General features: G+C 64.7%; 8 protein-coding genes. 7 read left to right on the top strand and 1 reads right to left on the bottom strand.

Annotated features, from left to right (window positions below; translation table 11 throughout):
- Positions 1 to 29: 29 nt before the first annotated feature.
- The 7 genes from ACZ1I5_RS13160 (at position 30) to ACZ1I5_RS13130 (ending at position 9198) form a co-directional block, all read left to right on the top strand.
- Positions 30 to 2474 carry a TonB-dependent receptor gene (locus ACZ1I5_RS13160; protein WP_465169699.1) on the top strand — a complete coding sequence of 815 codons (2445 nt, stop codon included), beginning with the start codon at positions 30 to 32 and terminating at the stop codon, positions 2472 to 2474.
- 21 nt (positions 2475 to 2495) lie between these two features.
- Positions 2496 to 3734 (top strand): parallel beta-helix domain-containing protein, encoded by a 1239-nt coding sequence (locus ACZ1I5_RS13155; protein WP_465169698.1) that lies wholly within the window; start codon positions 2496 to 2498, stop codon positions 3732 to 3734.
- A 10-nt stretch (positions 3735 to 3744) separates the two neighbouring features.
- Positions 3745 to 4908, top strand: a complete 1164-nt coding sequence (locus ACZ1I5_RS13150; protein WP_465169697.1) for an SO2930 family diheme c-type cytochrome — start codon at positions 3745 to 3747, stop codon at positions 4906 to 4908.
- Positions 4905 to 6158, top strand: coding sequence for a D-arabinono-1,4-lactone oxidase (locus tag ACZ1I5_RS13145; RefSeq protein ID WP_465169696.1), 1254 nt, complete (start codon positions 4905 to 4907; stop codon positions 6156 to 6158). Before ACZ1I5_RS13150 ends, ACZ1I5_RS13145 begins: the two co-directional genes overlap by 4 nt.
- A complete protein-coding gene (locus ACZ1I5_RS13140) occupies positions 6158 to 7300 on the top strand; it encodes a DSD1 family PLP-dependent enzyme (protein ID WP_465169695.1) in 1143 nt (380 codons plus the stop codon). Before ACZ1I5_RS13145 ends, ACZ1I5_RS13140 begins: the two co-directional genes overlap by 1 nt.
- Positions 7301 to 7441: 141 nt before the next feature.
- Entirely contained in the window at positions 7442 to 8566 is a 1125-nt protein-coding gene (locus tag ACZ1I5_RS13135) for a hypothetical protein (RefSeq protein WP_465169694.1), read from the top strand.
- Positions 8563 to 9198, top strand: coding sequence for a TetR/AcrR family transcriptional regulator (locus ACZ1I5_RS13130; RefSeq protein ID WP_465169693.1), 636 nt, complete (start codon positions 8563 to 8565; stop codon positions 9196 to 9198). Before ACZ1I5_RS13135 ends, ACZ1I5_RS13130 begins: the two co-directional genes overlap by 4 nt.
- Positions 9199 to 9400: 202 nt before the next feature.
- Here ACZ1I5_RS13130 and rpoC read toward each other — a convergent pair whose 3' ends face one another.
- Positions 9401 to 13669 carry a DNA-directed RNA polymerase subunit beta' gene (gene rpoC / locus ACZ1I5_RS13125; protein WP_465169692.1) on the bottom strand — a complete coding sequence of 1423 codons (4269 nt, stop codon included), beginning with the start codon at positions 13667 to 13669 and terminating at the stop codon, positions 9401 to 9403.
- Positions 13670 to 13718 lie beyond the last annotated feature (49 nt).

The following is a 13718-nucleotide window of genomic DNA, read 5'->3' as shown; positions in this document are numbered from 1 at the left end:
GTCGTTATCGCGTTCGGGGAGAGCAGTTGATGACGGCATTGCGCAAGACGGCGTTGCTGGTGGGCGTGGCTGCAATCTGGGCAGTGCCCGCGGCCGCTCAGGTCACGCCGGAAAATCCCACGCCCCCTGCCCAGGCGGAAGGCCCGCAGGTCGAGGACATCGTCGTCACCGCGCAGCGCCGCGAGCAATCGCTGCAAAAAGTCCCGATCAGCGTCACCGCGTTCAGCGCGGCGACCATCGCCTCGCTCAGCGCGGAATCGATCGGGGATCTCGACAGCTTCACGCCCGGCCTCTCGATCAACGACACCTCGGTGACTCAGCCGAGCTTCGCGATCCGCGGCGTGCAGACCGACGATTTCGGCATCGGCACCGAGCCGTCGGTCGGCATCTTCGTCGACGGCATCTATTCGGGGCGATCGGGATCGTCGCTGATCTTCTTCAACGACATCCAGCGCGTCGAGGTGCTGAAGGGGCCGCAGGGCACCTTGTTCGGGCGCAACACCTCGGGCGGTGCGATCTCGATCATCACCAACAAGCCGAGCGACAAGCGCGAGCTGGTCGGCACGATCCAGGTCGGCAATTACAACAAGGTGCGCGCCGACGCGACGGTCAACATCCCGCTGACCGACACACTCTTTCTGCGGCTCAACGGCGTGTCCAATTATCGCAAGGGCTATCTGACCGATGCGCTGACGGGCGAGAAGCGCGAGGGCGAGAACAACAAGTCAGGACGCGCCGCGCTGCGCTGGGCACCGACCAGCGACACCGATTTCGTGCTGACGTATGATCATGACGACACCAACAAGGATGGGCCGTTCGCGATCGGGATCAGCAAGAATGCGCTGAGCACTGATCCCGCGGGCCCCTATGCGAACGATGTGATCGGCGACAAGGAAACCCGAGTCCTGAACGCCGTGTCGTTCACGGCGACACATCATGCCGGGCCGTTGACCTTCACCAGCATCAGTTCGTTCAAGCATTTCGAGACGCACAACCGCGAGGACGAGGACGGCACGGCCGACCCGACGCGTTATTTCGACACCGAGAATATCGAGAAGAACAGCAGCCTCTATCAGGAATTCCGCGTCGGTTTCGACAATGACCGGCTGAGCGCGATCGCCGGCGTGAGCTATTTCCACGAGCGCGGGCGGCAGACCAGTGCGGCGACGCTGCTGACGGATTCGCTCGATCGGCTCCTCGACGGCGCGGCCGGCTTCCCGGTCTTTTCGCTGCTGAATTTCTATGGCGGCCTGCCGGTGTTCGGGCTGCAATATCGCGAGGACATGAACAACCGGGCGGCGAACGATTCCTATGCCGCGTTCGGCGACGCGACCTACAAGGTCACCGACCGGCTGAGCCTGACCGCCGGTATCCGCTATACGCACGACCTGAAGAAATTCACCTGGTCCAACGGCACCTTCATCGCCCCGGGCCTCGACGCGATCTCTGCACCCGGATCGCTCTACAATGCGATCATCGGCGTCGACGCGTTCCCGGACGTGCCGATCAGCGTGTCCGATTTCTATCGCGCGACCGTTGGCCCCAATGGCGTGATCTTCGACGTGGGGGCGCTGGAGGGCGTGCCGTTCACGCGTCGCGCCGCTTTCAGCGACGTCAGCCCGCGCTTCGTGGTGCAGTATGACGCGACCGACGACGTGCATCTCTATGCCTCGGCCTCGCGCGGCTACAAGGCGGGCGGGTTCAATTCGACCGAAGTGAATTCCTTCTTCGAGCCGGAAAAGGTGTGGAATTTCGAAGGCGGCTTCAAATCGGAGCTGTTCGATCGGCGGGTGCGGTTCAACCTGTCGGGCTATTATTTCAAGTACAAGAACCGCCAGTCGATCAGCCTGGAGGCGAACACCAACCCCAATTGTCTGCTGACGCCGATCCCGGCTGGAACGGTGTGCCTGCCGCAATATGTGACGCGGTCGGGCGATTCCGAGGCGTACGGCGCGGACCTGGAGACTCAGTTCGTCCTGTCCCACGATTTCAGGATCGGGATCACGGCGGGCGCGATCAATTCGAAATGGGTGACGCGGATCGAACGGAACATCAATATATCGGGGCAGCCGACCGGCGAGCCGGTGTTCAGGGGCATCTTCAGCGCGCATTACGACCATGACATGGGCCATGGATCGGTCTTCGCCGACGCCAGCTACAGCTACACGTCGCGTCAACGGAGCAATGCGGCGACGCGCAACATAGACGAGTCGTTCGTCGACCCCTCAACAGGCGCACTCTATGTGGACCCGGCGACGCTGCGTGACGTGCGTGCGCCGCGGAATATCATCAATGCGAAGCTAGGGTGGCGCTCGCCGGACGATCATGTGTCGATCGCCATCTATGCCGAGAATTTGCTCGACAAGCGCTATTACCGCACACTTAACACGATCTCGAATGACATTTTCCAGACGCCTTATGTCCGTGCCGACCGGCCGGGCTTTTACGGCGTGGAACTTGGCTTCAAGTTCTAGAAAAACAGGGGAGAGGGAATGATGGCGAACAGGATCGCGTTTCTCGGCTGCGTCGCGGCGCTGGCTTTGGTGGGCGGCTGCAGCGGCGGGCCGAAGACCGATGCGCAGGGTTTCGTGATCGATCCCGATTTCGAGAAGAACCTGCAGCAGAAGCTGCTCGACGCGAAGCCCGGGGCGGTGATCGAGATTCCGGCGGGCAAATATGCGCTGAGCCGTAGCCTGAGCCTGACCGCCAATGGCGTGACGGTGAAGGGGGCGGGCATGGACAAGACGATCCTGTCCTTTGCCAAGCAGACGTCGGGCGCCGAGGGCATGCTCGTCACCGGTGACGATTTCACCATCCAGGACCTCGCCTTCGAGGATTCGAAGGGCGACGCGCTGAAGGTCAATGGCGTGAAGAACACGGTGATCCGCCGCGTGCGCGCGGAATGGACCGGGGGCGGCAAGACATCGAACGGCGCCTATGGCCTCTATCCCGTGCAGGTGACCAATGTGCTGATCGAGGGCGCGGTGGTGAAGGGCGCGTCCGACGCCGGCATCTATGTCGGCCAGTCGAACAACATCATCGTCCGCGACAACCGCGCCGAAGGCAATGTGGCCGGCATCGAGATCGAGAATTCGAACAATGCCGACGTCTATGGCAACACCGCGACGGGCAATACCGGCGGCATCCTGGTGTTCAACATGCCGAACCTGCCGGTTCCGGGCAGCAAGACGCGCGTCTACAGGAACAATGTCGTGGCCAACAACCACGCCAATTTCGGCGCCAAGGGCAGCGCGGTCAGCTCGGTGCCGCCGGGATCGGGCGTGATCGTCAATTCGAACGACGAGGTCGAGATCTTCGACAATGACGTGAAGGACAACAAGACCGCCAACGTCATCATCTCCAGCTATTATTCGACCGGCTTCGACACGACGCGGGGCATCGCCGCGGCCTATGATCCCTTCCCGGAGAATATCTATGTCGCGGGCAACCGCTTCTCCGGCGGCGGCGACGATCCCAGTGGCCGTTTCACGCCGATGAAGGCGCTGGGCGGAGGCAGGCTGCCGGACGTGCTGTGGGACGGCTTCGTCAATCCCAAGCTGAAGACGCCCGGGATCTGCGTGCAGAATGGCGAGGCGAAGCTGCTCAACGTCGACGGCCCGGGCAAGTTCGCCAAGCCGCGGATCGAGACCAATGTGGATTGTGCGCCTGCCAGCCGCCTGCCCGAGATCAAGCTGCCCGAAGCGATGACGAAGGACAGCGGCAAGCCATCGTGATCGGCCTGACATGACCTTGCGTTTCCTCGCCGTCCTGCTTGCGGCGCTGTTGCTGAATGCGTGCGGCGGGCGGCCCGATGCGGTGACTTTCCACGCCGAGGGCAATCCGGAAAAACTGTCCGACTGGGGACTGTTCACCGTGTCTGGCGGGCGCATCGCGGCGCGCCCGGGCATGGTGACCTATGAGCTGCAGACGCCGTTGTTCAGCGACTATGCGCAGAAATGGCGGACGATCTGGATGCCCAAGGGCGTGCATGCGAGCTATGATCCCGATCGCTGGTTCGACTTTCCGGTCGGCACCATCGTCACCAAGACCTTTTATTTCTCCACGCCCGCCGGCGCCGCCGCGCCGCAGACCAGCGGCGAGGTGCTGAAGGTGACGCCCGCGACCTATCAGACGGGGGTGGACGGGCTCGATCTGGGGCATGTCCGGCTGATCGAGACGCGGCTGCTGGTGCGGCGCGAAAGCGGCTGGGTGGCGCTGCCCTATGTGTGGAATGCCGAGGGCACCGATGCGACGCTGGAGCGGACTGGCGCCGATGTGCCGCTCACTTTGGTCGATGGCGCGACGCGCACGCCGTTCGATTACAGCGTGCCCAACCAGAATCAGTGCGGCGGCTGCCATGTGCAGGATTTCCGCACGCGGGCGATCGACCCGATCGGGCTGAAAGCGCGTCATCTCGACCGGACCTTTCCGGGCGAGGGCGGCGAGATCAACCAGCTCAAGCGGCTGGTGGCGAAGGGCTATCTGACCGGCGTGCCAGGTGCCGTTCCGCAGAATGCCAACTGGCAGGACGAGACGGCAAGCGTGGATGCGCGGGGGCGGGCCTATCTCGATATCAATTGCAGCCATTGCCACAATCGCGTCGGCGCGGCGCGGACCTCGGGGCTGTGGCTCGACGCCGCGACGAGCGATGCGCGGCTGCTCGGCGTGTGCAAGCCGCCGGTCGCGGCCGGTCGCGGCACGGGCGACCGTCCGTTCGACGTGGTGCCGGGCAAGCCCGATGACTCGATCCTGCCCTTCCGCCTCGCCAGTACCGATCCGGGCGTGATGATGCCTGAGCTGGGCCGGAGCCTGTCGCACAAGGAGGGGGTCGATCTCGTGACGCGCTACATCACGGCGCTGAAGGGCGACTGCACCGAAGATACCGGCCCCAAGGAGGGCGCAAGATGAGCTGGGCGAACTGGTCCGGCAGCGTCACGGCGAGCGCGCCGGTGCTGCGCCCGAAGACCGAGACCGAATTGGCGGTCGCGGTGCGCGGCGCGCGCACCGTGCGGGCGGTTGGGGCAGGGCATTCGTTCATGCCGCTCGTCCAGTCTGACGGGGTGATCCTGTGCCTGGAGGACATGGCGGGCACGATGACCGTCGCGCCCGATCGCAGGACGGTGCGCATTCCCGCCGGATGGAGCATCAAGCGGCTGACCGCGGCCTTGTGGGACGAAGGGCTGGCACTCGCCAATCAGGGCGATGTGAACCCGCAATCGCTGGCCGGGGCGATGGGCACCGGCACGCATGGCACGGGCCGCGACCTCGGCAATCTCTCGACCTTCGCGCGCGGTTTCCGGCTGATCGGCGCGGACGGCGAAGCCGTGTGGTGCGATGCGACGACCAGCCCGGACCTGTTCCAGGCGCAGCGCCTCTCGCTCGGCCTGTTCGGCATCGCGACGGAGATCGAGGTCGGGGTGGTGCCCACCTTCCACCTTGCCGAGCGGATCGCGAAACGGCCCTGGGGCGAGATCCGCGAGCGTTTCGACGAGCTGGTCGAGCAGGAGCGGCATGTCGAGTTCTGGCTGTTCCCGCACGCCGACAGCGTGATCCTGAAGACGCTCCGGCCCTGCGACCCGTGCGATCCGCCTGTCTCGACGAGCGACATCGAGGAAGCGACCTTCCGGCGCCTGCTCGATCTTGGCGCCTGGGTGCCGCGGCTGATTCCGACGCTGCAGCGGGTGATGATGAGGACCAACATGGACGGCGGCCGGCGCGGGCCGGCGCATGCCATCTTCCCGTCCGACCGCACGATCCGGTTCGAGGAGATGGAATATGAGATGCCCCGCGCGGTCGGGCTCGAGACGCTCGACGAAGTCGTGAAGTGGATCCGCCGCAAGAAGCTGCCCGTGGCCTTCCCGTTCGAGTTCCGGGTCGTCGCGGCCGACGATATCTGGATGAGCCCGATGAACCAGGGCCCGGTCGCGGCGATCTCGATGCATCAATATGCGAAGATGCCGTGGCGCGGCCTGTTCGCCGATGCGGAGGCGATCTTCCGCGATCATGGCGGCCGGCCGCACTGGGCCAAGCGCCACACGCTGACGCGCGCCGACGTGGACCTGCTCTATCCGATGGCCGAGCGGTATCGCGAGGTGCGACGTTCAGTCGATCCGGCGGGCAAGTTCCTGAACGCGCATATGACGGAGCTGTTTTCCTGATGGACGATCTCGCCCTACACGCGCACCTGATCGGCCAGCAGGGCTCGCGCAGCGCGCTTAACACGCCGGTGCTGGTGCTCGATATCGAGAAGCTCGACCGCAATATCGCGACGATGCAGGCCTTTGCCGACGCGAAGGGCGTGGCGCTCCGGCCGCACGCCAAGACTCACAAGAGCGTCGATATCGGCCGGCGCCAGATCACGGCAGGCGCGGTCGGCCTGTGCTGTGCCAAGATCGGCGAGGCGGAGGTGCTGGCCGATGGCGGGATCACCGGGCTGCTCATCACCTCGCCGATCAGCGCGCCGGCCGCGATCGAGCGGCTGTCGGCACTGGCGAAGCGCGGGATCGGCCTGATGGCGGCGATCGACAATCCCGAGATGGTGAAAAGGTGGGACGATGCGCTGACCTCGGTCGGGGCGATGCTGGAGGTGGTGATCGATGTCGACCCCGGCATCAGGCGCACCGGCGTCGCCTCGCCCGAGGCAGCCGTCGCGGTGGCCGAAGCGATCGCGCGATCCTCGAACATGACCTTTCGCGGCGTCCAATATTATTGCGGCATGCAGCAGCATATCGAGGATTATGCCGTGCGCCGTGCCGCGATCATTGACCGCACCGATTATCTGCAGAGCGTGATCGCCGCGCTGACCGAGGCGGGATATCAGCCCGAGATCGTCACCGGATCGGGCACCGGCACGCATCATATCGATCTCGAGCTCGGCCTGTTCACCGAGCTTCAGACCGGGTCCTATGTCTTCATGGACAAGCAATATCTCGATTGCGATCTGGCCGATGGGCCGTTGCCGCCGTTCGAGACGTCGCTCTCGGTCGATGCGCGGGTGGTGAGCGCGAACCATGACGCGCTGGTCACCATCGATGCCGGCTTCAAGTCGCTGTCGACCGATGGGGGCGCGGCGCAGGTTCAGCGCGGGGCGGCGCCCGAGACGATGTTCCTGTTCATGGGCGACGAACATGCCGCACTGATCGCGCCCGATATCGGCACGCGGCTGCGCCCGGGCGACCCGGTGAGCCTGACCGTGCCGCATTGCGACCCGACGGTGAACCTGTACGATTATTACCATGTCGTCCGGGGCGACACGCTGGTGGAGATGTGGCCGGTCAGCGCAAGAGGCCGGGCGCGGTGAATCCGTGAATATCCGGCACGAAACCATTGTGTCCCCGCAAAGGCGGGGACCCAGTCTGGGCTCCCGCCTTCGCGGGAGCACAAGGAGGCGGGCGATGCCGCTTCATCCATTGTCCCTGACCTCAACCGGGCCAAGTTCCTGATGAATCTCTCCGCCGATCGCGTGCTGGCGATTTTCGTCGTCGGTGTGATCGGTGTGCTGATCCCGGGGTTGCAGCCGCAACTACTCGGCGCGCTGGCAGCGGAGGGCCGGCTGTCGGTCGCGGCGCTCGGCATCCTCGCCACGGTCGAACTGCTGGCGATGGGGATCGCGGCCGGTGCAGCAGGTTTCGTGCTCTCCGTGACCAGGCTGCGCACGATTGCGGCGACGGCCCTGCTGGTCACCGCCGCCGCGGATCTGCTGACTCCGTTGCTCGGCACCGGGCCCCTGTTCGCGGCGCGGATCGTGGCGGGGCTGGGGGAGGGAGTGCTGATCTGGATCGTGATCGGCTTCATCATCCGTACCGACCGGCCCGAGCGCTGGTCGGGCATCTATCTCGCGGTGCAGACGCTGGCGCAGTTCGCGCTGGCCAGCGCGATCGGCTATGTCGCGGCCACCAGTGCAGGCGGGTTTACCGCCCTGGGGACGGTCACCCTGGCCGGGCTGCTGGCATTGCCCTGGCTGCCGGGTGCCTATCCGCCGCTGACGGCCAGCGACGACACCGGCGGCCTCCCGCCGGCGCGCGGGCTTGTCGCGCTGGGCGGCGTCGTCCTCTATCTCGCCTTCATCGTCGCGGTCTGGGTCTATGTCGAGCCGCTCGGGCTCGAGCGGGGGATATCCCAGGCGACGATCCATCTTGTCGCGCCGCTGTCGCTTGGCATGCAGGTGCTGGGCGCGGGCGCGGCGACGCTTCTTGCCGGGCGGTTGCCGGCGCGCGGAACGATCGTGACCGTGGGCCTGATCAATCTCGGCCTGTTGGCGATCATGGGGGCGCCGCCCTCGGCTACTGCATTCGTCTTCGCCACGGCAGCGTTCGGTTTCCTGTGGTTGTTCGCCCTGCCGTTCCAGATCCCGATCGTCATTGCCGCCGACCCCAGCCGGCGCGCGGCCTTGCTGATCGGCGGGGCGCAATTGACGGGATCGAGCCTGGGGCCGTTGCTTGCGGGCGTGTTGATCGGCGACAGGGATGTGGCGCATGTGTTGTGGTTCGGCGCGGTTTGCGCGATTGCGGGAATAACGGCGCTGATCGGCGCCGTCGCAATGCAGAGGAAAACGGGAGAGGCGTGACGATATCGGGGCTTGCCACTGACAAGCGCCCGCTCCCCAAACAGGAGCGGGCCCAGCAGACCTATGAGCTGCTGCTGGACGTTGCCGGGAATCTGCTTGCCGAAGTCGGCATCGACCGCATCTCGACCAACATGATCTGTTCGCGCGCCGGGCTCACGCCGCCCGCGCTGTATCGGTACTTCAAGGACAAATATGATGTGCTGGAGGCGCTTGGTCTGCGCCTGATGGCGCGCCAGAACATCGTGCTCGAGCAATGGATCGCGCGCCACGCCGACGAGGGGATCGACGCGCTGCGCGGCGGCATCGAAGAATTGCTGCGCGATACCGCCGCGGTGACGCAGAGCGAGTCGGGCGCGGTGTGGATCCTGCGCGCGCTGCACGCCTCGCCGCGGCTGGTGCATGTCCGCCTGGAATCGCACCGCTACGTCACCGACAAGCTGGTCGAGGCCTATATGCGGTGGCTGCCCGACGCCGATCGCGATGCGCTATGGCAGGAGGTGCGGCTATCGGTCGAACTCGGCTTCGCGGCGGACGAGATGCTGCAGGAGGAGACGCGCGTTTCAGCCGACGCGGTGTTCAGCCGGGTCGCCCGTATCCTGCAGGCCGACAGCGCGGTCCGGCCCGCGGAGTAGACATTTCTATCCGTTCGTTTCGAGCGAAGTCGAGAAACATTGATCGGGCGCCAAGCACGGTTTCTCGACTTCGCTCGAAACGAACGGATGGGGTGGCTCTGATTTTACGCTCGATGCGCTAGCGCGACCTCAACGCATAAAGAAAAACCGCCGCCCGGGTGGCCCGGACGGCGGTGATTCATGTGAGCACTGAACCAGTGGATTACTTGTTCAGATACTCGCCGGCATCCGCGTCGGTGCCGGTGCCCGAGGTCGTGACGGACGCCAGGGCATCGCTGCCCGTATCGTCAGCAACGTCGCGCAGCTTCTCGGCCGCACGCTCTTCCGCCGCCGAATTAGGGGCGATGAGCACTTCCTGCAGGCGACGCTGCTGGACGCGAAGAGCTGCGTCACGGCTGGAGGCCGCCACGCGCAGGCGGTTCATGCCCGCGCCGGTACCCGCCGGGATGAGCCGGCCGACGATGACGTTCTCCTTGAGGCCGATCAGCGTGTCCTGCTTGCCCTGGACTGCCGCCTCGGTGAGGACGCGCGTGGTCTCCTGGAACGACGCCGCCGAGATGAAGCTGCGGGTCTGCAGCGACGCCTTGGTGATGCCGAGCAGGACGGGCTTGCCCTGTGCCGGGGTCTGCTTCTTGTCGATCTTCGAGTTGATGTCGTCCATCTCGTCGCGATCGACCTGCTCGCCGGCGAGCAGCGTGGTGTCGCCGCCGTCAGTGATCTCGACCTTCTGCAGCATCTGGCGAACGATCACCTCGATGTGCTTGTCGTTGATCTTCACGCCCTGGAGACGATAGACCTCCTGGATTTCCGACACGAGATATTCAGCGAGCGGCTCGATGCCGAGCACCTCGAGAATGTCGTGCGGATCGGGCGAGCCGCCGATCAAATTGTCGCCACGCTTGACGTAGTCGCCTTCCTGGACGTCGATCACCTTCGACTTCGGCACCAGATACTCCACGACCTCGCTGCCGTCCTCGGGCTGGATGCCGATCTTGCGCTTGGCCTTGTAGTCCTTGCCGAACACGACGCGGCCCGAGACCTTCGCGATGATCGCGTTTTCCTTGGGCTTGCGTGCTTCGAACAGCTCCGCAACGCGGGGCAGACCGCCGGTGATGTCACGCGTCTTCGCGGCTTCGCGGGAGACACGCGCCAGAACGTCGCCGCCCTGGACCTGCGCACCGTCCTCGACCGAGAGCGTGGCGCCCGGTGCGAGCATGTAACGGCCGGCCTCGCCCGAACCTTCGTCGAGCAGGGTCAGGCGCGGACGCAGATCCTCCTTCGACTTGGTCGCGGCACGATATTCGGTGACGACGCGCTGAGAGATACCGGTCGCTTCGTCGGCCTGCTCGGTGAGCGTCTTGCCCTCGATCAGATCGACATATTTCACGATACCGGGGTTCTCGGTGATCACCGGCATGGTGAACGGATCCCATTCCGCCATGCGGTCGCCCTTGGTGACGATATGGCCGTCGTCGAACAGGACATAGGCACCGTAGGGGATGCGATGCACCGCCCGCTCGCGCCCGTCCATGTCGACGATCGCGACTTCGCCCGAGCGGCTCAGCACGACGCGACGGCCGCGCTGGTCCAGGATGATGCGAAGGTCGCGATATTCCATCGTCCCGTCGGCAACTGCCTCGAGGTTCGACTGCTCGTTGAGCTGCGCCGCGCCGCCGATGTGGAAGGTCCGCATCGTCAGCTGGGTGCCCGGCTCACCGATCGACTGAGCGGCGATGACGCCGACTGCCTCGCCGATGTTCACCGGCGTACCCCGGGCGAGATCGCGCCCGTAGCACTTGCCGCAAACGCCGATCTTGGTCTCGCAGACCAGCGGGCTGCGGATCTTGCAGGACTGAGTGCCGATCGCCTCGATCTGCACGATCATCGGCTCGTCGAGCAGAGTGCCCGACGGGATGATGACCTCACCGGTCTTGGTGTCGACGATGTCCTCCGCGGTCGTGCGACCGAGGATACGCTCGCCGAGCGACGCGATGGTCGAACCGCCCTGGACGATCGCACGCATTTCCAGCGCACGCTCGGTGCCGCAATCATTCTCGATGATGACGCAATCCTGCGACACATCGACCAGACGGCGGGTCAGGTAACCCGAGTTCGCGGTCTTCAACGCCGTGTCCGCGAGACCCTTGCGGGCGCCGTGGGTGGAGTTGAAATACTCAAGGACGGTCAGGCCTTCCTTGAAGTTCGAGATAATCGGCGTTTCGATGATCTCGCCCGACGGCTTGGCCATGAGGCCGCGCATACCGGCAAGCTGCTTGATCTGCGCCTGCGAACCGCGGGCGCCGGAGTGGGCCATCATGTAGATCGAGTTGATCGGGGCTTCGCGGCCGTTCGGCAGCTTTTTCACCGACTTGATCTCGTCCATCATGGCGTTCGCCACCTGGTCGCCGCAACGGCTCCAGGCGTCGATCACCTTGTTGTACTTCTCCTGCTGCGTGATCAGGCCGTCCTGATATTGCTGCTCGAAGTCCTTCACCAGGGCGCGGGTCTCATCGACCAGCGGAACCTTGGCGTCAGGAATGATCATGTCGTCCTTGCCGAACGAGATGCCCGCCTTGAACGCGTGCTTGAAGCCCAATGCCATGATCGCGTCGGCGAACAGCACGGTCTCCTTTTGGCCGGTGTGGCGATAGACCTCGTCGATCACGTCGCCCACGTCCTTCTTGGTGAGGAGGCGGTTGACGGTGTCGAACGGCACCTTCGAGCTCTTCGGGAGGCACTCGCCGAGCAGCATGCGGCCCGGGGTGGTCTCGTAGCGCTTGAGATACTGGTTGCCCGCTTCGTCGGTCTGCGGAACGCGGCTGATGATCTTGGTGTGGAGCGTCACCGCGCCGGCCTCGATCGCCTGATGGACCTCCTGCATGTCGGAGATCATCATGCCCTGGCCGGGCTCGTCCTCCTTCATCATCGACAGATAATAGAGACCGAGCACCATGTCCTGCGACGGCACGATGATCGGCTTGCCGTTCGCGGGCGACAGGATGTTGTTGGTCGACATCATCAGCACGCGCGCTTCCAGCTGGGCCTCGAGGCTCAGCGGGACGTGCACGGCCATCTGGTCACCGTCGAAGTCGGCGTTGAAGGCCGAGCAGACCAGCGGGTGAAGCTGGATCGCCTTGCCCTCGATCAGCACGGGCTCGAATGCCTGAATGCCGAGACGGTGAAGCGTCGGCGCGCGGTTGAGCATGACCGGGTGCTCGCGAATGACTTCGTCGAGAATGTCCCAGACTTCCTTGCGCTCCTTCTCGACCCACTTCTTGGCCTGCTTCAGGGTCATGGAGAGACCCTTGGCGTCCAGACGGGCGTAGATGAAGGGCTTGAACAGCTCGAGCGCCATCTTCTTCGGCAGGCCGCACTGGTGCAGCTTGAGCTCCGGACCGGTCACGATGACCGAACGGCCCGAATAGTCGACGCGCTTGCCGAGCAGGTTCTGACGGAAGCGGCCCTGCTTGCCCTTGAGCATGTCGGACAGCGACTTCAGCGGACGCTTGTTGGCACCCGTGATCGTGCGGCCGCGGCGGCCGTTGTCGAACAGGGCGTCGACGGCTTCCTGCAGCATGCGCTTTTCGTTGCGGACGATGATGTCCGGCGCGCGCAGCTCCATCAGCCGCTTCAGGCGGTTGTTGCGGTTGATCACGCGGCGATACAGATCGTTCAGATCCGACGTCGCGAAGCGACCGCCGTCCAGCGGCACCAGCGGGCGCAGCTCGGGCGGGATGACCGGAACGACTTCGAGGATCATCCATTCCGGGCGGTTGCCCGAATCGATGAAGCTCTCGACGACCTTCAGACGCTTGATGATCTTCTTCGGCTTCAGCTCGGACTTGGTGACGGCCAGCTCTTCCAGCAGGTCCTTGCGCTCGCCCTCGAGATCCAGGCTCTCGAGCATGATGCGGACTGCCTCGGCGCCGATGCCGGCCGAGAACGCGTCCTCGCCATATTCATCCTGCGCGTCGAGCAGCTCGTCCTCGGTGAGGAGCTGATACTTTTCGAGCGGGGTGAGGCCCGGCTCGATCACGATATAGGCCTCGAAGTACAGCACGCGCTCGAGCTGCTTGAGCTGCATGTCGAGCAGCAGGCCGATGCGCGACGGCAGCGACTTCAGGAACCAGATGTGCGCGACCGGGGCGGCCAGCTCGATATGGCCCATGCGCTCGCGACGGACCTTCGAGACGGTGACCTCGACGCCGCACTTCTCGCAGACGATGCCCTTGTACTTCATGCGCTTGTACTTGCCGCACAGGCACTCGTAATCCTTGATCGGGCCGAAGATGCGCGCGCAGAACAGACCGTCACGCTCGGGCTTGAACGTGCGATAGTTGATGGTTTCCGGCTTCTTGATCTCGCCGAACGACCAGGACCGGATGCGCTCTGGCGAAGCGATCCCGATCTGGATCTGGTCGAAGGTTTCCGGCTTGGCCACCGGATTGGCGAAGTTGGTCAGTTCGTTCATGTCTCAATTCCCTCCAGGGAAAAATTCTGTGCGGACGGGGGAGGGGGCG

It is taken from the genome of Sphingomonas sp. BL-S-30 (assembly GCF_055521475.1).
Note: the sequence above shows the minus strand (reverse complement) of the source record. Positions and strands in the feature narration are given on the sequence as shown.

What these genes read in the sequence shown, in the direction of transcription:
- ACZ1I5_RS13160 (WP_465169699.1), top strand. Translation starts at nt 30, where the DNA reads ATGACGGCATTGCGCAAGACGGCGTTGCTGGTGGGCGTGGCTGCAATC.
- ACZ1I5_RS13155 (WP_465169698.1), top strand. Translation starts at nt 2,496, where the DNA reads ATGGCGAACAGGATCGCGTTTCTCGGCTGCGTCGCGGCGCTGGCTTTG.
- ACZ1I5_RS13150 (WP_465169697.1), top strand. Translation starts at nt 3,745, where the DNA reads ATGACCTTGCGTTTCCTCGCCGTCCTGCTTGCGGCGCTGTTGCTGAAT.
- ACZ1I5_RS13145 (WP_465169696.1), top strand. Translation starts at nt 4,905, where the DNA reads ATGAGCTGGGCGAACTGGTCCGGCAGCGTCACGGCGAGCGCGCCGGTG.
- ACZ1I5_RS13140 (WP_465169695.1), top strand. Translation starts at nt 6,158, where the DNA reads ATGGACGATCTCGCCCTACACGCGCACCTGATCGGCCAGCAGGGCTCG.
- ACZ1I5_RS13135 (WP_465169694.1), top strand. Translation starts at nt 7,442, where the DNA reads ATGAATCTCTCCGCCGATCGCGTGCTGGCGATTTTCGTCGTCGGTGTG.
- rpoC (WP_465169692.1), bottom strand. Translation starts at nt 13,669, where the DNA reads ATGAACGAACTGACCAACTTCGCCAATCCGGTGGCCAAGCCGGAAACC.